21 protein-coding genes and 1 riboswitch are annotated in these 22,423 nt (G+C 46.4%); of the genes, 15 read left to right on the top strand and 6 right to left on the bottom strand.

Annotation, left to right across the window (positions count from 1 at the left end; translation table 11 throughout):
- Nucleotides 1–183 precede the first annotated feature (183 nt).
- From MHB82_RS25005 to MHB82_RS24995, 3 genes are read left to right on the top strand one after another with little or no spacing between them, the layout of a single operon-like run.
- Nucleotides 184–933, top strand: a complete 750-nt coding sequence (locus tag MHB82_RS25005) for a Cof-type HAD-IIB family hydrolase (RefSeq protein ID WP_341176124.1) — start codon at nucleotides 184–186, stop codon at nucleotides 931–933.
- 54 nt (nucleotides 934–987) lie between these two features.
- Entirely contained in the window at nucleotides 988–1,428 is a 441-nt protein-coding gene (locus tag MHB82_RS25000; RefSeq protein ID WP_095292156.1) for a DUF456 domain-containing protein, read from the top strand.
- Nucleotides 1,429–1,488: 60 nt separating this feature from the next.
- The gene (locus tag MHB82_RS24995; RefSeq protein ID WP_341176123.1) at nucleotides 1,489–3,117 is read left to right on the top strand and encodes a putative polysaccharide biosynthesis protein; all 1,629 of its coding nucleotides are present in this window, start codon (nucleotides 1,489–1,491) and stop codon (nucleotides 3,115–3,117) included.
- A gap of 130 nt (nucleotides 3,118–3,247) precedes the next feature.
- On the opposite strand, the gene MHB82_RS24990 is transcribed toward MHB82_RS24995, so the two are convergent.
- Nucleotides 3,248–4,519 carry a DUF2515 family protein gene (locus MHB82_RS24990; protein ID WP_341176122.1) on the bottom strand — a complete coding sequence of 424 codons (1,272 nt, stop codon included), beginning with the start codon at nucleotides 4,517–4,519 and terminating at the stop codon, nucleotides 3,248–3,250.
- 118 nt (nucleotides 4,520–4,637) lie between these two features.
- On the opposite strand from MHB82_RS24990, the gene MHB82_RS24985 reads away from it, so the two are divergent.
- The 6 genes from MHB82_RS24985 (at nucleotide 4,638) to MHB82_RS24960 (ending at nucleotide 10,154) form a co-directional block, all read left to right on the top strand.
- Nucleotides 4,638–4,982, top strand: coding sequence for a thioredoxin family protein (locus MHB82_RS24985; RefSeq protein ID WP_095292122.1), 345 nt, complete (start codon nucleotides 4,638–4,640; stop codon nucleotides 4,980–4,982).
- A 304-nt stretch (nucleotides 4,983–5,286) separates the two neighbouring features.
- Nucleotides 5,287–6,210 carry a COX15/CtaA family protein gene (locus MHB82_RS24980; RefSeq protein WP_341176121.1) on the top strand — a complete coding sequence of 308 codons (924 nt, stop codon included), beginning with the start codon at nucleotides 5,287–5,289 and terminating at the stop codon, nucleotides 6,208–6,210.
- 208 nt (nucleotides 6,211–6,418) lie between these two features.
- Complete coding sequence (locus MHB82_RS24975) at nucleotides 6,419–7,147, top strand: Cthe_2314 family HEPN domain-containing protein (RefSeq protein WP_095361252.1); 729 nt, start codon at nucleotides 6,419–6,421, stop codon at nucleotides 7,145–7,147.
- A gap of 124 nt (nucleotides 7,148–7,271) precedes the next feature.
- Nucleotides 7,272–7,411, top strand: a riboswitch (SAM riboswitch).
- Between the two features lie 125 nt (nucleotides 7,412–7,536).
- Nucleotides 7,537–8,571 carry a methionine ABC transporter ATP-binding protein gene (locus tag MHB82_RS24970; RefSeq protein WP_341176120.1) on the top strand — a complete coding sequence of 345 codons (1,035 nt, stop codon included), beginning with the start codon at nucleotides 7,537–7,539 and terminating at the stop codon, nucleotides 8,569–8,571.
- Nucleotide 8,572: 1 nt separating this feature from the next.
- Nucleotides 8,573–9,232, top strand: a complete 660-nt coding sequence (locus MHB82_RS24965) for a methionine ABC transporter permease (RefSeq protein ID WP_170948264.1) — start codon at nucleotides 8,573–8,575, stop codon at nucleotides 9,230–9,232.
- An 85-nt stretch (nucleotides 9,233–9,317) separates the two neighbouring features.
- Nucleotides 9,318–10,154 (top strand): MetQ/NlpA family ABC transporter substrate-binding protein, encoded by an 837-nt coding sequence (locus MHB82_RS24960; protein WP_095361255.1) that lies wholly within the window; start codon nucleotides 9,318–9,320, stop codon nucleotides 10,152–10,154.
- Between the two features lie 125 nt (nucleotides 10,155–10,279).
- Here the strand turns inward: MHB82_RS24960 and MHB82_RS24955 are convergent, their stop codons facing one another.
- Entirely contained in the window at nucleotides 10,280–11,281 is a 1,002-nt protein-coding gene (locus MHB82_RS24955) for a DUF2167 domain-containing protein (RefSeq protein ID WP_341176119.1), read from the bottom strand.
- 207 nt (nucleotides 11,282–11,488) lie between these two features.
- Between MHB82_RS24955 and MHB82_RS24950 the strand changes: the two genes are divergently transcribed.
- Entirely contained in the window at nucleotides 11,489–12,271 is a 783-nt protein-coding gene (locus MHB82_RS24950; RefSeq protein ID WP_110757014.1) for an SDR family oxidoreductase, read from the top strand.
- Nucleotides 12,272–12,346: 75 nt separating this feature from the next.
- On the opposite strand, the gene MHB82_RS24945 is transcribed toward MHB82_RS24950, so the two are convergent.
- Complete coding sequence (locus MHB82_RS24945) at nucleotides 12,347–12,592, bottom strand: NifU family protein (RefSeq protein WP_062324083.1); 246 nt, start codon at nucleotides 12,590–12,592, stop codon at nucleotides 12,347–12,349.
- 80 nt (nucleotides 12,593–12,672) lie between these two features.
- On the opposite strand from MHB82_RS24945, the gene MHB82_RS24940 reads away from it, so the two are divergent.
- A complete protein-coding gene (locus MHB82_RS24940) occupies nucleotides 12,673–12,927 on the top strand; it encodes a YuzB family protein (protein WP_095361258.1) in 255 nt (84 codons plus the stop codon).
- On the opposite strand, the gene MHB82_RS24935 is transcribed toward MHB82_RS24940, so the two are convergent.
- Together MHB82_RS24935 and mqnE are read right to left on the bottom strand one after the other, a co-directional pair.
- Nucleotides 12,924–13,985 carry an NAD(P)/FAD-dependent oxidoreductase gene (locus tag MHB82_RS24935; protein WP_095292109.1) on the bottom strand — a complete coding sequence of 354 codons (1,062 nt, stop codon included), beginning with the start codon at nucleotides 13,983–13,985 and terminating at the stop codon, nucleotides 12,924–12,926. The two genes, MHB82_RS24940 and MHB82_RS24935, sit on opposite strands and share 4 nt — an antisense overlap.
- A gap of 215 nt (nucleotides 13,986–14,200) precedes the next feature.
- Nucleotides 14,201–15,307: an aminofutalosine synthase MqnE gene (mqnE, locus tag MHB82_RS24930; protein WP_341176118.1), complete on the bottom strand. Its 1,107-nt coding sequence runs from the start codon at nucleotides 15,305–15,307 to the stop codon at nucleotides 14,201–14,203.
- 486 nt (nucleotides 15,308–15,793) lie between these two features.
- Between mqnE and MHB82_RS24925 the strand changes: the two genes are divergently transcribed.
- A complete protein-coding gene (locus MHB82_RS24925) occupies nucleotides 15,794–16,150 on the top strand; it encodes a HesB/IscA family protein (RefSeq protein ID WP_095361260.1) in 357 nt (118 codons plus the stop codon).
- 139 nt (nucleotides 16,151–16,289) lie between these two features.
- Here MHB82_RS24925 and MHB82_RS24920 read toward each other — a convergent pair whose 3' ends face one another.
- Nucleotides 16,290–18,575 carry a helix-turn-helix domain-containing protein gene (locus MHB82_RS24920; RefSeq protein ID WP_341176117.1) on the bottom strand — a complete coding sequence of 762 codons (2,286 nt, stop codon included), beginning with the start codon at nucleotides 18,573–18,575 and terminating at the stop codon, nucleotides 16,290–16,292.
- A 348-nt stretch (nucleotides 18,576–18,923) separates the two neighbouring features.
- Here MHB82_RS24920 and MHB82_RS24915 point away from each other — a divergent pair, with 348 nt between their 5' ends.
- Genes MHB82_RS24915 through MHB82_RS24905 form a run of 3 tightly spaced genes read left to right on the top strand, consistent with a single transcriptional unit; the run spans nucleotide 18,924 to nucleotide 22,400 of the window.
- Complete coding sequence (locus tag MHB82_RS24915) at nucleotides 18,924–19,847, top strand: ABC transporter permease (protein WP_258377581.1); 924 nt, start codon at nucleotides 18,924–18,926, stop codon at nucleotides 19,845–19,847.
- Nucleotides 19,848–19,860: 13 nt separating this feature from the next.
- The gene (locus MHB82_RS24910; RefSeq protein ID WP_110757020.1) at nucleotides 19,861–20,742 is read left to right on the top strand and encodes a carbohydrate ABC transporter permease; all 882 of its coding nucleotides are present in this window, start codon (nucleotides 19,861–19,863) and stop codon (nucleotides 20,740–20,742) included.
- Nucleotides 20,743–20,786: 44 nt separating this feature from the next.
- Nucleotides 20,787–22,400 carry an extracellular solute-binding protein gene (locus MHB82_RS24905; RefSeq protein ID WP_341176116.1) on the top strand — a complete coding sequence of 538 codons (1,614 nt, stop codon included), beginning with the start codon at nucleotides 20,787–20,789 and terminating at the stop codon, nucleotides 22,398–22,400.
- Nucleotides 22,401–22,423: the final 23 nt, after the last annotated feature.

Genomic DNA, 22,423 nt, shown 5'->3' with positions numbered 1-22,423 from the left:
TCTTGTCTGCCTTCATATCGTTATTTGGATTGACCGTTATTTTGTTGCATCTGGATGATCTGTGGTAAAATGTCGTTAGCTGTGACGTCCGGAGCGTCCGCCTCCTGCGGATACCGGGCGGTCTTTTTGTGAGAGAATAGTTGGATAGAGAGAAGTAGAGAGACAACCGAGGAGGAATACTGCATGAGTGAACTTAAATACAAATTGCTGGCGCTGGATATGGACGGGACATTGCTCAACGATAACCATGAAATTACCCAGGAGACCGCCAAGTGGATACAGATCGCCATCCGGCGCGGGGTGCATGTGTGCCTGTCCACAGGAAGAGCCGTATTCCATGCAATGCCGTACGCTGTACAGCTTGGACTGGAAACGCCAATGGTCACGGTGAATGGAAGTGAAGTCTGGAAAGCTCCACATGACCTGCACATTCGTCATCTGATGGACCCGGCTTTAATCCGTACCATGCAGGAGATTGGCGAGAAATATAACAGCTGGTACTGGGCATATTCCGTAGAGGAGCTGTTCAACCGTGAGCGTTGGACAGAAAATATTGAAGATCTGGAATGGCTGAAGTTTGGTTTCAATACGGAGGATGATGAAGTTCGTCATCAGATCATGATGGAACTGCAGCAGCTGGGAGGCCTTCAAATGACGAATTCCTCACCTGTTAATATCGAGATTAACCCGGCTGGCATTTCAAAAGCGAGTGGCGTGGCTGAAGTCTGCAAACTGCTGGGCTTAGAAATGTCCGAAGTCGTGGCAGTGGGAGACAGCCTGAACGATCTGGCCGTAATTGAGGCGGTAGGTCTGGGTGTTGCCATGGGGAACGCACAGGAACAAGTGAAGGAAGCCGCTGATCTGATTGTGGCGAGCAACAATGAAGATGGAATTGTGGAAGTTATTCGTGAACACATTTTGAAGGGGGAATAACCTTTGCTTGCAACCGTTGGCTGGATTTTAATTGTGCTTTTGTTTGCAGTGGGAATGGCCGGAACGGTATACCCGATACTGCCTGGAGCTATAGCGATCTTTTTCGCGTTTCTGGTCTATGGCTGGTTCTTCAGCTTCGATCCGTTTGGCGTATGGTTCTGGATTTTCCAGATTCTAATCGTGGTGGTCCTGTTCGTAGCGGATTATGTGGTTAGTGCATGGGGGGTCAAGAAATTCGGAGGCTCCAAGCTATCCACAACCCTGAGTACGATTGGTGTCATTATTGGTCCATTTGTCATTCCCGCATTTGGGTTGGTACTGGGACCATTTATCGGTGCATTTATCGGGGAATTAATCGGCGGATCATCACCTTCCAAGGCTACAAAGGTTGGATTCGGTTCCGTCGTTGGTCTGTTTACCAGTACGGTAATGAAAATTATTTTGCAAATTGTTATGATTGTTCTGTTTATTATCTGGGTAGCAAGATTCGCATAGACGTTCGGGATAGGCTTCAACCAGATGCACGTCCGTGTGGGGGAAAGAAGGGGAATTAGTTTGTCTAAGAAGGAAACATTCATTAAGGGTACGCTCATCCTGGCGGCCGCAGCACTCATTGCCAGAGTACTTGGTCTTGTGCAGCGGGTACCGCTGGAGCATATCCTTGGCGATATCGGTAACGCATCGTTTACCATCTCCAATACGGTATACTTAATGCTGTTAACCGTCGCAACGGCTGGAATTCCCAGCACGCTCAGCAAGATGGTTTCAGAACGCTACGCGTTGGGGCGCGCGGGAGAAGCACAGCAAATTTATAAGGCTGCCTTGATCTTTGCTGCGGTAGCCGGGGTTGTCATGTCAGCCTTACTGTGGTTTGCAGCGCCTTATTATGCAACGTATGTATCCAAGGTGCCGGAGGCTGTTAGTGCGATTCGGGCCCTTGCACCGGCGCTGCTGCTCTTCCCGGCCATTGCCATGATGCGTGGTTACTTCCAGGGACGCGGCAATATGACGGCAGGCGGTATATCTCAGATCGTAGAGCAGTTCGCCCGGGTAGGTACAGCCATTATCGTGGCATATGTCATGCTGCAATGGAATTATGATGACAGAACGATTGCTGCAGGAGCTTCTTTCGGTGGGGTGCTCGGCAGTATCGGTGCCTTTGCCGTAATGCTCTACTTCACCTTGAAGCTGCGCCGTAGTGATCGTGCAGCCGAGCTGGAGGTTGTTCGTGCAGAGCAGCTGCCGATGCGCGGTATATACAGTGATATCTTCAAACTGTCGATTCCCATTGTGTTATCGTCCCTTGCGGTTCCGGCGATTAACTTTATCGATTCATCGCTTGTGGTCCCGCTGCTCAGCGGTCGCATTGGTCTGGAAGAGGCAACAGGGGTGCTGGCGATCCTCGGTGCGAAGGCGCAAAGTATTGCGGGAATCCCGCCGATTCTGGCCATTGCGCTTAGCCAATCGCTTGTACCTGTCATTTCGGCAGCTTTTGCACGAAAAGATGAAGCCCATCTCCAGAATCAAATTACGCTGGCCATGCGCATTTCGATTTTGACAGGGATGCCAATCGTCATTGCCCTTTGTGCGGCAGCCTATTCAGTGAATGGATTACTGTTCAGTACGCCAGATGGGACTCCAATCATTACCCTGTTAACCTTCGGTACCATTTTCCAAATTACGATGATGACGACAAACTCCATTCTGCTTGGAGTAGGTAAACCGCGGATTACAATGATCAGTGTAGCTGCAGGGATTATCGTTAAATTGGTAGCAAGTTTGATCCTGGCTCCGATATTCGGCATCTATGGGATCATTATTGCAACAGCATTATGTTTCCTGGTGATTACGTATCTGAACCTGCGAGTACTGAGAAAAATCGTAACCTTCTCAATCATGGGTGATCGCTGGGTTGGTTTTGTGGTAACTGTCCTACTTGCTGCAGGTATTGGTTTCGGAGCAAACTGGGCTGGCAATTGGATCTTTGGTTTATTCCTGCCAGCACGTGTATCCTTCCTCATGACCTGCCTGGTTGTCGGTGCTCTCGTTGTGGTCGTATACCTGGTCATGCTTGTCATTCTGCGCGTATTGCGCAGAGATGAACTTGGCAGCTATCCACGTATTTTGCAAAAGGTACTGCGGCCGCTCATGCGTCTTCAGCGTGGTACGGGTCAGCGGGCATAAGTTGATGCCAACTTTTTTAAAAAATAAAGTACAAGCTCTGTCTGCTGCTTAAGCGGGCAGGGCTTTTTATTTTTTGAATCGTACAAGATGAACAGCTGATTCGATTCGAGAGAACTGTACTCTAGGTCACTTAATGCAGCAATGCCTTGGCATCATGGGCAACGGCTGTTTTGAGCATCCCATATCGGTGTTCATGGCTCATTTCAAATAACCAGGGACGACGCGGTGCACTGAGGTGTCCTAGACTATCCCGATTTTGAAGCCAGTCCTGTCTTGTAATCGGTTCATACGGTGTGTCTTTCCATACGGCGAGCAGCTCTGGGCTGTATAATCGCCCACTTTCTGGCATCCATTCGTGTTCCAGCAGTTCCTGAGTATAGAATTTCGAATCTGCTGCGCCCTCCAAGCTCGTTGTAAATAGACCCGGCCAATATTCGGCACGTGAGCCTCTGTGGGGAACCGTACGGGCAAACTCCAACACTTGTGTGTACACCTGCTCGGTGCCAAACAGCATGGCGTACAAGCTTTTGCCGAACATGATTCGCTCATCCAGCTTACCAAAATGTTCGATTACCCTCCCGGCGAGTCCTTTTCCGCGCCCAAGTGGAAACACAATATGATTAAGCCCAGCGAGGTTGTGCAGGTGAAATGCAGGCTTGGAGAGTACTTCTTTTTGAAAATAAGGATGCTGTACGACACGGCTCTCAATATAGTTCTGCTCATTAATAATTAATGCCACACTAAGCAGGGAACTGCACCGTTCCAACCAGAACCGCTCCCAGATGGGTGTCATGAACTCCGATACGTGAAAATGGGATAGCAGGTGGAAGCAGCTTCGCCCGATTCGCCTGCTGTTCATGTAGAGCAGTAGTTGAGGATAGGCATCCTGGAAAATGAGTGCGTTACAGCGCTCAAGCAACCGATACATATGTTCCCGATCCGTCTGGTTTTGCAGATTATGCATAAGGTTGCTCTGCAGATCGGTCATATGATAGCCACCATTGCGGGAAACCATGTGGGCAAGCAGGGCCCAATGCAGCTCGGGATATTGGTCATAACATGACAGATAAGCTGCTGTACGTGTGATATTGCTTCGATTATTTTCCACCGTTAGCGTTTTAATTTCCTCCAGAATGATGCAATCCTCTTCACATAATGGAGCGCTTTTGGCATGGCGGGCAGAAGCCGTCTCTGTACCAGGTAACAGGCGTTCTATTTCCCCCTTCAGCGTCTCAGCCATTTCAGCTTCCCAAGCCAAATCTCGTGAAGGATGACGAAGCTGCGCCGAAGCCTTCCAAGCGGCCTGTTTGCCGCGCCATACTTCTCTGGCCGCTCCAGGAATGGAACGAACAATACGAAAGAGCGAATCAGGGGATACAGCATCGTTACGGGTGGAAGTCATCGCCTGTCATCCTTTCATCAGGGTTGGTTTTAAAATAAGTATGTGCTGAATATTTGACTTCCACTCGGCAATTTGCTTCACTAAGGATAAGACAAGGTACAGAAAGGAAGATATTGTCATGGAACAGATTACATCCAAACCTGCGTTTGATGTGGCCATTCAATCTCCTCGGCTTACCGTAGCGGTATTTAAGGCAGATTGGTGCGGAGACTGCAAGTACATTGATCCGTTTATGCCCGAGGTCGAGGAAAAATTTGCTCGCGATTTGACACTGATTGAGGTTGATGTGGATCAGGTGGGCACCGTTAGTGAGGAACAAAATATTTTAGGTATTCCAAGTTTTGTTGCATACACCGATGGCCGCGAACTCGTTCGCTACGTGAACAAACTTCGCAAGTCGAGAGAAGAGATTGAGCAATTTTTGCAGCGTGCAGTTGAAGTCTACAACACGATTCATAAATAAAGGTAAGCACGGGCGAATTCGTCTGTGAATTCAAATTTGCGCCGTTCCTCTTGAAAAGAGGAAATGGCGTTTTTATTTTTGCTTTTTCGGGGGACAATATAAAGGTACATATAATGGGATGACTTGTTGGTCATTTTGTCGACAGACGTTAACATTTTGTCACAAAGCGAGGCGTCAATGACACTTTTATCCGGTATAATGAATTTAGTTGTGAAATAAGTGTCAAAGTATCGAAACAAGCGGAGAGATCGTTCTTCGCCATCTTAAACCAACAGCGGGTGAGAAAAAATTGAAGCACTTAACCTTGTTTAAATGGTTAACCGTATTAACTTGTCTTGTTATGTTCCTGGCTACGTTCGGCGGTGGGGTCGTTACCAAAACGGAATCCGGGCTGGGGTGCGGCACGGAGTGGCCTTTATGTAACGGTAAACTCGTTCCTGCACATACTGTAGCCTCACTGATTGAATATTCGCATCGCGCGGTCAGCGCATTGGCTGGATTGCTTTCCATTGCCTCTTTTGTTGCATTCCTACGATATGGCAAATCACGTCGTGATCTGCAGTTGTTTTCATTCTTAACGTTGATCTTTGTTATTATCCAGGGGATTATGGGGGCTTTTGCAGTCGTCTTCTCCCAATCATCTGCGGTTATGGCGCTGCACTTCGGTTTTGCCCTGATTGCCTTTGCCAGTTCGCTGATGATGGCTCTCGGTATTAGGCAGGAGGCTCGTCATGGTGGTCTTGAAAGGTTGAACAAATACCCGCGGGTCAGTAAAAACTTCCGCAACCTGGTATGGTTCTCAACCATCTACACGTATCTTGTGGTATACACAGGGGCCTTTGTAAGCCATACCGACTCAGCTGGGGGCTGCTCGGGCTTTCCGCTCTGTAACGGACAGATCATACCTGAACTGTCTGGTGGCGTGGCCGTAGCTTTTGCTCACCGTGTAGCCGCTGCTTCGCTTGTTATTGTGATTGCGATCCTGGGGCATTATGCATATCGCAAACATCCGGATAACACGGAACTTCGGGCGTTGGGCGTCATATCTGTGGTGCTCATTCTGCTTCAAGTCCTGATCGGTTTTGGCATGATGCTTACCATCAGCCGTCCGGAAGTGTACATGTTCGTGGCTTTGGCTCACATGCTTGATATCGCCATATTGTTCGGGATACTAACCTACATGAGTTTCTTGGTGTACAAGCTTCATCGGCCAGCTGATCGTTTCTAACATTTAATTGTACAGTGTCGTTCATGGTTTCCAAATGCAAAGTCCGCCATCCAATGATGCACATCATTGGGCAGGTGGGCTTTGTTTGATGTCAGGCGGGGCAGGGCACCCTAATGTAAGCAGCGACCACACGTTTACTCTGATTCCGATTAGGTTTAATATTATAAATCATCTTATTGATCAGCAGAGTGGAAAGAGGAGGCTGTATATGCTGCGAACGTTGCTTGGTGAATTGCCGCGTCAGAATGAGGGCGTATTGGAAGAAGCGATCGAATCCATGGTGGAGACACTCGGACTGTTACAACGACAGCTGGATTTGAATCAGGACCCGACTCACGACTACCGCAAACTGTACGTATGGACGCAGGGATTAATTTCTTCACTGGACGAGTTGGAGCAGGCATGCTTCGCTGCATCCCACTTCCGCCAGAAGGTCAGGGCTGGCTCCACCGATGATATGACCATTGAGGAGAAGGCCGAGTATGCCCGATACGTGTACTTCTACAAGGATGGGTTCATTCGTTGTTTTGCGATTCTTGATAAGGCAGGCACGGTATTAAATGAAATTTTTAATCTGAACACATCCAAAGTGAAATCCCATTTTTCGTATTTTACCGTGATGAGACAGTTTGGCTATTCGAAAATGCATAATGATCTTGCTGTTGAATTAATCAAAATTAAGGATGCTTATCGGGAACCGATGAGCAAACTGCGCAAACGACGGAATATGGAGATTCACTACATGAATTCCGAGATGCAGGATGATCTGTGGCAGCTTCATCAAACCTTGCAGGGGAAAGTGAAGCTTGAAGATCTGGATCAGCACCTGGAGGAATTGCGTCAGGGCGTGGATATGGTTTGCGAAACGCTAAAAGCTTCTTATGGTTACATCAATAAAATGTGGCACAAGCAGGGCATGTCAGAACTGGCAAAATAATTTGTGTAATATTTACCTTTGACAAAGCGGAATACTTGGATTATACTGAGTTTCTAATTAAGCGTTACATGACATTAACATGCATACCATTTACATTTTACCACTGAACTTATAAATTTAATATTTCTTATCGAGAGCGGCGGAGGGACAGGCCCGATGAAGCCCGGCAACCGATTTATAACGAATGACAACCAGTCATACTTTATAGATGTTAGGTGCTAATTCCTACAAAATGGTGCACAGCACGATTTTGGCAGATGAGAAGGTATATTCTTTCGTGTGAAGAGCCCTTTTTGTTTCTGCAAAAGGGCTCTTTTTTATATGTCAGAGGGGAGTTTTCCTTTCATTCGGGTAAAGATACATGTAGGCGGTGGGAAGGAGAAGTCATATTGATCGAATTAAAAGGATTAACCAAGACGTATGGCAGAGGTTCAAAACAAACGACAGCCCTAGCCGATTTGGATCTAAAGATCGGTAAAGGTGAAATATTCGGAGTGATTGGACACTCCGGTGCAGGGAAAAGTACATTGATCCGATGTATCAACCTGCTCGAAAGACCAACATCTGGTGAGGTATGGGTAGATGGAGTCAACCTAACCGGTCTCCATAAGACAGATCTGCAGAAGCAGCGACGCAAGATTGGCATGATATTTCAGCACTTTAATCTGTTATCCTCGGCTACAGTTTATGACAATGTAGCTTTTCCACTAAAGCTCGTGAATACACCTAAAGCTGATATTGACCGCAAGGTGAAGGAGATGCTAACTCTCGTTGGATTGGAGCATCATAGCAGCAAATATCCAGCTCAGCTGTCAGGTGGACAGAAACAAAGAGTTGGTATCGCCCGTGCACTTGCCAGCGATCCTTCCGTTCTGCTGTGTGACGAAGCAACGTCTGCCCTTGATCCACAGACGACAGCTTCGATTCTGAAGCTGCTGCTGGACATCAATCAGAAATACAATCTCACGATTGTTTTGATCACGCATGAGATGCATGTTATTCAGAGCATTTGTGATCAAGTTGCTGTCATTCATCAGGGGGGAATAGTGGAACAAGGCCCTGTAACGGATGTCTTCCTTAAACCACAGCATGCCATCACGCGTGACTTCATGCAACGTGATCACGAGTCTGAGCTTCTCTTGGAAGAAGCAGCATTGGCACATGCGGGAGGAACAGTACAGCAGGATGGCCGGTCACAATTGGTCAAAATTTCGTTTTTGGGTGAGAAGACGTATGAAGCGATTCTGTCGAGAACCGTTCGTCAGACCGGAGTGGACTTCGCCATTCTGCAAGGAACGATCTCAAGGATCAAACAGATCCCATATGGCCAGTTGACCGTGCGGTTTGAAGGCGATGCGGATGCGATCGGCCGGACTGTGCAGGAATTGAAAGAGCAAGGGCTTGATGTGGAGGTGCTTCGTTAATATGGATTTTTCAACTGTACGTTGGGAAGAGATCGGTAAGGCCTCCATTGAAACACTGCAAATTCTGGGAGCTTCCGGTTTGTTCACCATCATTATCGGGTTGCCGCTGGGTGTGCTGCTATTCATGACAGCAAGATCGGCTTCCATCCAGTCACGTACAATCTACACCGTGTTATCCATTATTGTTAATATACTGAGGTCAGTACCCTTTATCATTCTGATTGTTGCCCTCATTCCGTTCACACGTTCACTCGTGGGTACAGCCACTGGCGTGCTTGGCGTCATACCGCCGCTCGTCATCGCAGCTGCTCCTTACTTTGCAAGGTTGGTTGAGACAACGCTGCGTGAAGTAGACCGTGGCGTCATCGAGGCGGCTCAGGCCATGGGAGCATCCACCGGACAGATTGTAAGACGTGTACTGCTTCCCGAGGCACTGCCTGGCCTGCTCGCGGGAATTACGATCACTATTGTAACGCTGGTATCGTATACAGCCATGGCGGGTATGGTCGGCGGCGGCGGACTGGGTACGCTAGCAATTAACTATGGGTACTTCAGATACCAATATGAAATTATGATTATTTCTGTTGCATTTATGGTTATTCTCGTACAAGTTCTGCAAATGTTTGGCGATCAACTGGTTAAACTGTTCACCCGGAAATAACACATATATAGCATACTGTATCCATTCAATAAATGAATGAATGCAAAGATGCAACAAAAAAAATATTGGAGAAGGGGTTTTACACATGAAAAAATGGTCTTTTGCACTGCTAAGCTTGATGCTGATTGCGGTACTGGCTGCATGCGGAAACAACAAGGATTCCGACAGTGGCGCAGATAATGAGGCAGGTGCACCGCGTACGGTGGAACTGAAAGTGGGAGCTTCACCTACACCTCATGCTGAAATTCTGGAGAGCATCAAACCTGAGCTGGAAGCTCAAGGCATTCGTTTGCAAGTTGTAACATTCAACGACTATGTTCAGCCAAATCAACAGCTTGCCGATAAACAATTGGATGCAAACTTTTTCCAACATCAGCCTTACCTGGACACAGAAAACAAAGAACGTGGTTTTAACCTCGTTACGGTAACCCCTGTTCATGTTGAGCCTTTTGCTGGTTACTCCAAAAAGATTAAATCTTTGGATGAGCTCCAAGACGGCGCCAAAGTAGCCATTCCAAATGACCCATCAAACGGTGGTCGTGCACTTCTGCTGCTTGCAAAAGAAGGAATCATTACGCTGAAAGACAATACCAATATTGCATCCACCATTCAGGATATTACAGCTAATCCGAAAAACCTGGATATTATTGAGCTCGATGCAGCCATGATGCCTCGTCAGCTGGATGAAGCCGATCTGGTATTCATCAATGCCAACTATGCGCTTGAAGCTAACTTGAATCCGGAGAAGGATTCTTTGCTTATCGAGGATCTGCAAGGCAACCCTTACGCTAACATTCTCGTTGCCCGTGAAGACAATAAGGATGCAGATGCGATTAAGAAGCTGGCTGCTGCCCTGAATTCCGAAGCAGTTAAAACCTTCATCAAGGAACGTTATCAAGGTGCGGTTGAACCTGCATTCTAAATTGCCAAACTACCCACTCCATTTGAGTTGAGTGATATACGAAAAAACCGAGCCTCTCTGCCTGAGAGTTACTCGGTTTTTTTTATTGTTCTTGGATTGATTGGTATACGCAAATGAAATGATCCTTATTGTTTATTTTCAGGAGATGTGTGCACCGATTTCCGATTATAGTAGGATAATTCATTCTGATCGGCATACTGCTGTTCATCTGCTTCTTGCAGATAGGCCTTTTCATTAGGGGATAATGTATCATCATCTGTCACTTGCTTCCTCCGTCTGAATTTTAGCCAACAGAATAGGATAACCAAGATAGGAAGAATAACGTACCACCCTTTTTTGAATAAAAGCAAAATACTGAATTTTTGCCCAGCCGTGTAACCGATCCCGCCTACCAGTATGCTTTTGAGCCCCACGGTAGATGTTTTGTCCGTTGATTCATCATAATCTTCGTAGGTGTTCCCTGGATTAACGCTAAGCTGATTCAGAACCACTTCTTCAAATGCCAGTCGATTTTGTTCAAAACTAGGCTGATCTGTAACGAGAATGGTCGTAATGTACCCTTCACGAGTCAGAAACTTCACATTGTAATTGACCATAGCTTGCTCATTAGCGTCCTTGAAACCAATGGAGTAAACCAATTGACGCTTGGTAGGTTCATATGTTGGTTCAATTTCCCACCCCGTAATTGATATTTTATCTTCAGGAGCGAGTTCCCTATTTTCTTCTTCTGTGCCTTGGATATAACTGCTTAACAATTCATCAGCATCTAAGTTCTGATCGTGATCATGAATATGCCCTGTTTTGACGTACTCAAACACCACATACCATGATCCATGTTCACTAGTGCTGTACAGACTTCCAATTTCGTTACCATTAGGTTTGGAACCACTGTTTAGCATAGAACGCTGAGTGTTGGCTTTGTCCAAAAAAGAATGATCCTTGAATATTTGAAGAGTTGCCTTGTTATCCAAGGAGACGGAAGCAGGCCCATCAATCCAGTCATATTCATAGGGAGATGGAGAAGTTTCGCTTGCAGCGAAGATTGGTGAAGCAAAGAGATGTGTTAAAGGAATTATTAGCAATAATGTCAGTAGGGAGGTGATAAAACCTTGGTTGCTGTTCTTCATTTCGGGACCCTTTCAAACGTTATGTATTTAATCAAACCTACAAATGTTGATTCTTTAGCCTAATCGACATTAACATATAAAGCGGTTTTCCATCAAGGTATTTTTGGATTAAAAGGGATTTATTAGATAAATGGAGAAGCAAGTTGTGAGGGGATGATAAATCTTTTATACTGGATGAGTGACTGCTCTTTGAAGAGGGGGATGGACGTGAAGGGGAAGATTGCCCTCATAACGGGAAGTGCCAAAGGTCTTGGAAAAATGACGGCCCTTCGTCTGGCAGATCAGGGATGCCATATTGCCTTGAATTATGTGCACAGCCGTATCGAAGCTGAAGCACTTCAGGCCCAGATCACTGCAAAAGGTGTACAGTGCATTGCCATTCAAGCAGACATTTCCAAAACGGAAGACATCGCCATGTTGGTAGAACAGGTTGAAGTCGAGCTGGGCAGTATTGATATACTGGTGAATAATGCAGGACCTTTCGTTCGCGAACGCCGATTGTTTGCAGACTATACCGAGGCCGAGATTCAGATGTTGGTACAGGGGAACCTGCTGGGACCCATGCTTCTGGACCAACGCGTGCTTCCGGAGATGCGACGCAAAAAGTGGGGCCGAATTATTCATTTTGGTTTCAGCCATGCGGGAGAGGCGCGATCCTGGCCTCATCGTGCAGTTTACGCTGCTGCGAAGGTAGGTCTGGTATCCTTTACGAAGACGCTTGCTGTGGAGGAGGCTCCTTACGGCATTACGGTGAATATGGTGTGTCCCGGTGATATCCGGGGGGCCAATAAGGAAAAAACCATTGATGAATTAGCTGGCATAACCGATCAGGAGACGCCGAGAGGACGTCCTGGGAGCGGTGAAGATATTGCACGGGTGATTACGTATTTGTGTCTGGATCACTCCGATTTTATTACAGGCAACATTATGGATGTTTCGGGCGGGCTCGATCCGATACGTCCCACCATCCAGCGTGAAGAGGGACAATAGAGAAACGCACAAAAAAAGAGCCCTCCGCTTCAATTGAAGCGAAAGGCTCTTGAGGTTTATTTCGTGAAGGATTGATTAGAATACTTGTACGACTTCTTCGACACCGTCAACTTCTTCAAGAAGGGCGCGTTCAATCCCGGCTTTTAAGGTAATGGTGGAGCTTGGGCAGCTGCCGCAGGCACCGACCAGTTTCAGCTTAACGATGCCGTCCTCCACGTCGACCAGTTCCACGTCACCGCCATCGCGTTGCAGGAACGGACGAAGTTTGTCAAGCACGTCAGATACCTCATCATACATGGTGCTTTGTGCGTTTTCGCTCATATTTTTCAACTCCTTTCCTCTATATATTATATTACAATTGGCCGTAAATTAAAATGGTCAAACAAAGCAGGTGAACTTACATGAGACCGATTATTGAATTTTGTGCCAACAATATGCATTTTGGCACAGATGAAGTCATGGAGCAACTCGAAGAGAATCCAGACTATGATGTGATAGAATACGGCTGCCTCAGCAACTGTGGCCAATGTTATATGACTCCTTTTGCACTAGTCAATGGGGAAGTTGTCATCACGGACAAAGTGGAAGATTTATATAACGCCATTCTGGCTAAAATTGCCGAAGCCGATGCATGGGATGAGCTCGATCTCGACTAACCGAGATGACGCTTGGACATCCAGAGCACGCCGCTTTTCAAGATACGAGGTACACGTCCCATCATGGACGTTTTACCCATCAGCCCAAACCCAGCCTTCTTGCCGAGTGCACCTAGCGTGCCACGGAGCTTGAGCGGCTGCGGGTTGGGCTTTTCGCCTTTCCAGAGGGCATGCTGAATATGAGCGATCTGTTCACCCTGTACTTCTGCAGCCTGACCGCTTGGTGCATAAGGCACACTGGCACAGTCACCGACTACATAAACATCTGTGTATTCAGGAATTTGATAATATTCATTCAGTACAACCCGGCCCTGAGGGTCCTTTGTAACATCGAGATCCTGCACGACTTTAACGGGCTGAATGCCGGCTGTCCATACTACAGCATCCGTCAGAATTTCTTCATCCCGATTATAGATCGCGTTCCCTTCAAGACGAGAGATGGCGACATGCCCGCGTGTCTCTACCTGATGTTCGTTAAACCACTCATGCACGTAAGCGGACAATCGCTGCGGGAATGCCGATAATACGCGTTCACCACGGTCCAAAATGCTAATGTTGAGATCAGGTCTGCTCTCTCTCAGTTCGGCAGCCATCTCGACACCGCTCAAGCCTCCGCCAACAATATGCACGTGTCCATAAGCTTTAACTTCGTTCAGACGGAGGTAGGTTTCCCGCGTTTTGCTAAAACTTTGAATGGTACAGCTGTATTCTTCAGCTCCCGGAGTATTGTGGAAACGGTCTGTACAGCCAAGTCCGATAACGAGCTTGTCATACTCCAAAGGATCCTGGCCTTCAAATTCAATCTGACGCTGTTCCAGATCAATTGAAGTGACTTCTCCATAACGGTAAGTGACTTTCTCATGGACTGGAAATTGGATGCGCAGGTCATAATCGGATACGGTTCCTGCTGCGAGTGCGTAATATTCAGTCTTCAAACCCTGAAAGGGGCTCCGGTCCACCAACACAATTTGTGTATCGGACGGAATTTTGCCTTCCAGAAGTTCCTTGATGATCGTGAGGCCGCCATAGCCGCCCCCGAGAATGACGAAATTTTTCATGACTTGGCTTCCTTTCTGCATCAGTCCCGTATGAGCGGGGCTGTAACCTGTGGAGCAGCTATGCTTTCACATAGCTGCTCCATATGTTTTATTTTAATTATTATATCGAAAATTTTGGAGTTTAAAATTAGAGACATTATACCAACGTGATGCATCGATTCGAGTGGCGGTTCTCCTTTTAGGGATGAAGATGCTATCGAGACGATGCAGCAGGTTTATTCGTATACTTGAATTTCGTTGTAGAAGGTGTCACGTTCAACAGGAATGCGTCCAGCGCCTTTAATGAGCCAAATGAGCTCTTTACGGGTGAGGCCTTCAGGTGTTAACGCACCTGCAGCATGACTAATTCGTTCGCGAACGATAGTGCCATGTGCATCCGAAGCACCGAATCCAAGGGCAACTTGGGTCAATTGTGGGCCGATGTTAATGAAGTATGCTTTAATGTGGTCAATGTTATCCAGCATGAGGCGGCTAATCGCAATCGTTTTAAGATCCTCGTATGCAGAGTTGCGGCGCATAATGCTGGCATTTTTGCTCTTAGGCTGCATGGAGAGCGGGATAAATACCATGAAACCGTTCGTTTCATCCTGCAGCTCACGAATTTGAGCCATGTGATTAACACGATCTTCGTACGATTCAATCGATCCATACAGCATTGTCGTATGTGTACGCATGCCCAAAAGATGAGCTGTACGGTGTACCTCAAGATAGCGATCCACGTTTGCTTTGTCGACACGCATTTTTTTGCGGTATTCATCTGACAGAATCTCGGCACCGCCGCCAGTCAGTGATTTCAGGCCTGCTTTTTGCAGTTCCTGCAGTACTTCCTTAATGCTGAGTCCGCTGATACGGGTGAAGAAATCGATCTCAGCTGCCGTGTAGGCCTTCAGCGTAACATCCGGATATTTCTCGTTTAAAGCCCCGAGGGAATCGACATAATATTGAAAAGGAACATGGTTGTTATGTCCGCCTACAATATGGAACTCGCGTACGCCTGGATGAATATGCTGTTCTACGTACTCAATCATTTCTTCTCCCGACAACGTGTAGGAGCCTTCTTCGCCCTGGTCTTTGCGGAAATTACAAAAAGCACAGTGTGCTTCACAAACGTTAGTGAAGTAGAGACTCATGTTTTCAATGAAATACACTTTCTTGCCGTTCTTCCGCAGGTTGGCTTCATTGGCCAGTTGGCCGAGAGTCAGCAAATCATCCGTTTGATACAGATAGACGCCGTCTTCTACGCTAAGCCTTACGCCGTTCTGCACTTTCTCAACGATTTCCGCCATTCTTTTGTCTGTGAACGGTGTTACCAATGTAGACATTTTGTTTCCTCCTGTTCTTAACCGGATAGAGTTGAATGTAGGACTTGCTTGTAGAACTACATAAAAAAGATGCGGTCATCTGCCGCCTCTTTATCGGACTAACTCTCCATTACCCGGTGCAGCATATGCTGCATGTGTAAAGCTGAATTTTTCTTCTAAGTTTTTTTCTCATCGTGGATGACATGGATGTATAATCTAAACGTGAGTCTGTTGACTCTATATGCATTGGGGACTGCATGGCAGTCTCGAAATGTGAAAAAAATTACAACTCCATATATGATCATCATTTGAATAAGTCATGACAAAATATTGACATTTCAGTGCGATCACCTATCCATTATAAACCTCGTGTCCCGGGGGTTCAATACACTGGGAAGAAAAAGGAGCAGAGGAGGGACACGGAAATAGGGACAAACATGGCTTGAGCCTCTTGACGGGGTGGAGTATAATTTAAAGAAGAGTTAACGAAAAGGAGAGTGACCTGGCATGATTAACATCAGCGAAACAGCTGCGGAGCGATTGAAAGAGATGCTTTCACAGCAAGAGACACCTGACATGTTTCTGCGTCTGGGCGTAGCACCGGGCGGTTGTACCGGATTTTCGTACGCCATGGGCTTTGATGATAAAGAATCCGACGAGGATATTTATATGGATATTCACGATATGAAGGTTGTAGTCGAGAAGGAAAACCTGAAATATCTGAATGGTCTTGAAATTGATTTTGAAGAGTCCGGTATGTCCGGCGGCTTCACCATCCATAACCCCAATGCAGTAGCAACATGCGGCTGCGGATCTTCTTTCCGCACGAGAGAAGAAGCTGGGGTACCGGATAAGGATTGTTAGGACTATAGAAAATAAAACATGCGCAGTTTCAGCGGATTAATCGTTGGGACTGCGCTTTTTTATGATTTCCTAACGGGCAAATAAACCCATTCCTCACCACAAGACAAAATCAAATTCAACTGCTTTAATGCCTAATTTCTCAATCTACATGCTTCTGCTGCTGGTGAATTTCCATAAGATGCTGTTTCCGATAGGTACCAGGCGAGATGCCAGTTGTCTTTTTGAAAATGCGATTAAAGGAAGTAATGTTCTGGTATCCCACGCGGACACTGATTTCATTGATGGTCCAATTTGTCGTAGCCAGCAGTTCACATGCTTTGCGCATGCGGATTGTTTGCAGATGCTCGCTAAAATTGATGCCGGTTTTATCTTTGATATACACGGACAGATACGTCATTGACAGATTCAGTTTCGCTGACAAATACTCAAGTGAAATATCCTCCATGTAATGGGAGTTTATGATTTCGTAAAACATGGCGATGGTTGGTTCTTCCGTTGCGGGAAGTTTGCTGTCTCGCATGATGGCAAGGACAGAGCTAACGATGTGCTTGAAAACAGTCTCATAATCATCCTGTGAATGGCAGTCCTGAAGAGCATTTTCCCATTCACTCAGGGGTACGCCCGTGGCTTTATAAGAGAGCTGTTGATCCAAAAATTCAACGATATGACTCGTTATATCTAGAGCTAATTGTCTGAATTGAAGTACACTGGCATCTTTTTTGACGAAGTATGCGAATGCCTGACGTATCCAATCCATACAGTTGTCTTCTTCCAGTGCCTGAAGTGCCTGATCAAGCTCGCGTCCCCGTTTCACCAGAGGCTGGTCCACATTGGGCAGGGGACGGGCTCCGCTGATTAGTTGGGTTTCCTCTAGCAAGCGAGCCGATGAAGCCAGATCCCGTAATTGCTGATAGGTTTCACTGAATTTAGTCGGTTGATTCATAGCCGGAAGGGTACAAATGGTCACGACATAGTAATGTTTTTCCTCATCAAGACTTGCTTTGAGCTGTTCAAGCAGTGCTTGAAGCTGGAAGGGAGAGGGTTCCTTCAATACGGAGACAATCTCGTTTTTTTCCATCTGGAACGTATGATTGGCATGGAACCGTTCTTTCGTTAGCAGATGAATGTAATCCAACAAGTGACGCACCGCTCGCTCCCGATCAAGAGGCATACTTCCGTTTTCCGATATCCGAAAACGAATGTCGTAATAAACAAGCTGATAACTTCCTCCATCCGCAAGAAAATCGTTCCACTCGCTAAGATCAGTATTGATGTTCTTCAACTGGTTCATATAGGAGTAGTTGGTTAGAATGGCGTTCTGGCGATTAAGTTTGGCCACGATCGTATCTTTCTCTTTTTTTAGCTCCCCAATCCTGCTCTGAATGAGATCATATTCTAAAATGTGACTCTCTTCCTGCCCGACTTCATCGGCTTTATTCAGTGAAGTACGGTCCAGCAGCGAGGATAGCATATGCTTAACCGGCGTATGTAGGCGTCGGCTTAGATAGAGGGATACCAACGTTGCTGCCAAAAGTGAAAAAACAAAGATAAGAACCATGTAACCGGTCAATCGCTGCAGCTGGTCTGCAATGCGTGTATCTTCCAGTGATGTGATATACATGAGCCCGTCAGCACCTTCTGCCTTGAAATAATATCTCCCATTCTCCTTGCGTGTCGTTTCTCCATCTTGGAAAACGGGTATCGCTTCTCCCTCTGGCGTTGAACCCGAGCGATAAAGGATGTTGCTCTGATGGTCCGTAATGATCAAGGTGTGTCCGTCCGTGGTGCCGAAAAAGGACTGAATTGCTTTCTGGATATCTATCATCGCAATGATCTGATAAGGACTGCCGGGGCTCTTAAACGTATACGGCAGCAGATGCCTGCTCTCGGGAGAACCTGCGTTCATTTGAAAGGACGCTGCAGGCGAGATCAGAAATGTATGGGGCTCCGTGGTGAGTGTCTCCCAATGTTCCAATGGATAGATATCGCTTCGATAGGATGTGTTGAACATGTAATCCGAGCTGCCGCTGCCTGATTTACCAAATGCAAAGTGTTCCTTAGGAAAGTGGACGATAACATCTTCCAGCAAAAACAACGAATTGTATACATATCCTCGAATGTCCTTCATTACATTTTTTGCCTTTAGATAGTCTGCCTCTTGAAAGCCAACTCTCTGCAATTGCCTATTAAAAGATACCAGATCCTGATTGTTGTACACGTGGAACAGCATAATCTGAATTTGTTCCATATGATTAGAGAATCGTTCCGCGGTGTTGTTCGTTTCATTGAGACTGCTTTGAACGATTTCCTCCTGCAGGCTCGTTTTGAATACATAATAAATCAGAATATAGAATAGGCAGAACAGCGAGATAATCGCCAAAAAGCTGACAAATATTTTGAAAAACAGGGTTCGTTTTTTATTCATGATCCAGTTCATAAGACAACCCCTCATTTTCATTCTTCTAGAGAGAACAAGATTATCTGGCCCATTCTACGCGTGAACTGTTAAAACGCAGGGAGCAAAATATGAACGTACTGTAAAAAGGGACTATACTTTTTTTGCGAAAATGGCTGTTTTTTCAGGAAAAATCACGAATTAGGTAAATTTCGCAAGGTTAGACCAGAATCCCAAAAACGGTTTATACCCAATCGCATTGAAGGGCTGTAACATTCGATTTGCAGCCGAGCCCATCGTGATGAGGCAGGCAAAAAGGAGGGATTGCTGATTTTGAAACAGACGACATCCGTTAACGAGCAGGCACGCGGGAGTCGAGTGAGTGGAAGCCGTGCGAAGAAACACCGTTTCCATTCGTTTCGTAGAAATTGGGATTTGTATCTATTATTCTCGCCTGTCATCATCTACTTTGTTGTGTTTCATTATGTACCCATGTATGGTGTGCAGATTGCGTTTAAGGACTTTATCGCGAATAAAGGCATTACCGGAAGTCCATGGGTGGGATTCAAACACTTTGAACGGTTCTTTGACAGCTTTTATTTTTGGCGAATCATGAGAAACACGCTTGGTATTGGTTTGTACGAATTAATTGTTGGTTTCCCTATTCCCATTCTCCTGGCGTTAATGATCCATGAAATTAGATCCGGGAAGTTCAGAAGATTTGTGCAAACAGTGACCTATATGCCTCATTTTTTATCTACTGTCGTCATGGTGGGCATGATTATGATGTTTTTGTCTCCTGTCAGTGGATTAATTAATCTGGCAATCACGTCTCTTGGCGGAGAAACCATTTCCTTCATGACGGAACCGGATTGGTTCAAGAGTATATTTGTTTGGTCAGGTGTATGGCAGACGATGGGGTGGAGCTCGATCATCTATTTGGCGGCACTTGCCGGAGTAGATCCGCAGCTGCATGATGCAGCCAAGGTGGATGGCGCAACCAGGCTCGAGCGAATCTGGCATGTGAACATTCCGGGGATTGCCCCGACTATGGTTGTGCTTTTGATTCTAAATGTAGGATCCATCATGGGCGTCGGGTTTGAAAAGGTATTCCTTATGCAAAACGCGTTGAATATGGAGGCATCCGATGTTATCGCAACCAATGTATACCGCAGCGGTATTTTGGGTGCGCAGTACAGTTATTCTGCAGCTGTTGGTTTGTTTAACTCAGTTATCAATTTTATACTGCTGATGACGGTGAACCGGATCGCCCGCAAAGTCAGTTCGAGCAGTCTATGGTAAGGGAGGTGAGGGGATGGCGCAAAGTCGTGGTGACCGGGCAGTCGAATGGATGATCTATGCTGCTCTTGTGCTGGTATCTGTAGTGGTGCTGTATCCCGTGTTTTTTGTGGGAATTGCATCGATTAGTAATCCGGAAAACGTGATGCGCGGTGAAGTGTGGCTCTGGCCCAAGAACATCTCGCTGGTTGGTTATGAACGTCTGTTTGAGAATAGCGAGCTGATGAAGGGCTATGGGAACACCTTGTTGTACACGGTCGCCGGAACCATGCTTAATCTGGTGATGACCATTGCGGCAGCATACCCGTTATCCAGACCCGATTTTAGAGGTAGAACTATTTTTACCATTCTCATTGTGTTCACCATGTTTTTCAGTGGAGGCATGATTCCAACCTATCTGCTGATCAAAGACCTGGGTATGCTGGACACCTTTTGGGTCATGATTATTCCGTCTGCATTGTCCGTATGGAACATGCTGATCATGAAGACATTCTTTCAGAATTCCATACCAAAGGAAATTCAGGAAGCGGCCTTTATGGACGGCTGTTCGAACATGAAGGTACTCACTCGTATTGTCTTGCCTCTGTCAGGGCCCGTACTGGCCGTAATGGTTCTCTTTTACGCCGTGGGCCACTGGAACAGTTATTTTAATGCCCTGATCTATTTGTCAGACCGGGACAAGTATCCGCTGCAGTTGTTTTTACGCGAAATCCTGGTTCAGGGGCAGATGCAGGAGATGGTGGATATCAGTGACGATTCCCTGGCGAGAAGCATGATGGATGCGGAAGCCATCAAATATGCTGCTGTAATCATTACGAATTTACCTATGCTGATTCTGTATCCCTTTTTGCAAAAGTACTTCATTAAAGGGGTCATGATTGGTGCGGTGAAAGGCTAAACCATAGTTCATAATTCATTTTATTATAAGGGAGTGCATGAAGGATGTTGTTTAAAAAATGGGGCAGCGTGACCTTATCCATCGTGATTACAGCGGGGTTACTGGCTGGATGTAGTTCAGGAGAGACGCCTGCAGAGCAGGGTCAGGACAGACAGGCCAATCTGAACGCTACAGGCATGCCGGTCGTAAAGGAGCCAATAGAACTGGATTTTTTCACCGGCAAATCGACCACCAACGGGAGCAAATTCGAAGAAACGCTGATCTGGAAAACATATAGTGAGATGTCGAACGTTAAGGTAAACTTCAACCTTGTTCCTTTTGAGACACTGACCGAGAAGCGGAACCTCGCTCTGGCAGGCGGGGATTATCCGGATGTATTTTACTCTGCCCGTGTGACTTCAGATGAATTGACCCGTTATGGTGCCCAGGGTGTGTTTCTTCCACTCAATGATTTGATTGATAAGTATGCCCCGAATTTTAAAAGATTAATGGAGCAGTACCCCGATATTCGGAAAGGGTTGACGATGCCCGATGGAAACATCTATTCAATGCCGTCCTTTTATGATCCAGCTCTGCTATCCATGCTGATTGGTGCACCGCTCTGGATTAATGAAGATTGGTTGAAGCAGCTGAACATGGAAGAACCGGATTCAACCGAGAGTTTTTATGAATATCTGAAAGCCGTCAAAACGACAGATCTCAACGGTAACGGCAAAAACGATGAGATTCCTTTTAGCGCAACAGGCATCACGGGCATTATTGATCATGTCAAAGGAGCATGGGGCCTTGGTAACCGTGGTCTTGGACACAAGCTGGTTGATGTGGAACCCGGAACAGGTGAGCTTCGCTTCACCAAAACATTGCCTCAGTACAAGGAAGTGCTGCAATATGTGAACAAGCTTCATCAGGAAGGACTGCTGGATCCGGAAATATTCACACTGGATGGTGGAGCCCTGAATGCCAAAGGTCAGGCCGGAACGCTTGGCGCGACAACGGTACCCAATCCGGAAACGGTTATGGGACAGAAGAATTTCATCGGTCTTGGTGCCCTCAAAGGGCCGGATGGCGAACAGCTGTATTCCCATGTGAAAGTGCCTATGGTACATGTGGGAGCCTTCGCTATAACGGACAAAAATGAGAATCCGGAAGCAACGATCCGCTGGATGGATCATTTCTACAGTGATGAAGGAGCCCTGCTCTACTTTATGGGTAAAGAGGGAGAAACCTATGAAAAGGATGCAGACGGAAATCTGCAGTATACGCAGGATATCACCGCAAATCCGGATGGCCTGACCCAAGATCAGGCTCTGGCCCAATATTTCACTTGGCTCGGCGGAAGCTATCCGGGCTTGGTCAAGGAAGATTATTTTAAAGGTTCGGAAACACTGCCAAGCTCCCTTGAGGCAGCCGAGAAGGCAAAAGATCATGCCGTGGAAGACATCTGGTACAATTTTAACTTCACACAGGAAGAAACTGAATTCATGTCCTCTGTCGGCAAAGACATACAGGATTACGTGACCGAAATGGAAGCGAAGTTTGTGAATGGCAGTGCAAGTTTTGATCAGTGGGAAGAGTATGTGAGTACCCTAAACAAGATGGGGCTTGAGGAGTATATGAAGGTATATCAAGCAGCTTATGACAGATATAAGACAGAATAGGCACGCAACGTGGAGGCTTGAAC

Source organism: Paenibacillus sp. FSL K6-2862 (assembly GCF_038005125.1).
Lineage (GTDB): Bacteria > Bacillota > Bacilli > Paenibacillales > Paenibacillaceae > Paenibacillus > Paenibacillus illinoisensis_A.
The sequence above is the reverse complement of the archived record's forward strand: the minus strand, read 5'-3'. Positions and strand labels throughout refer to the sequence as shown.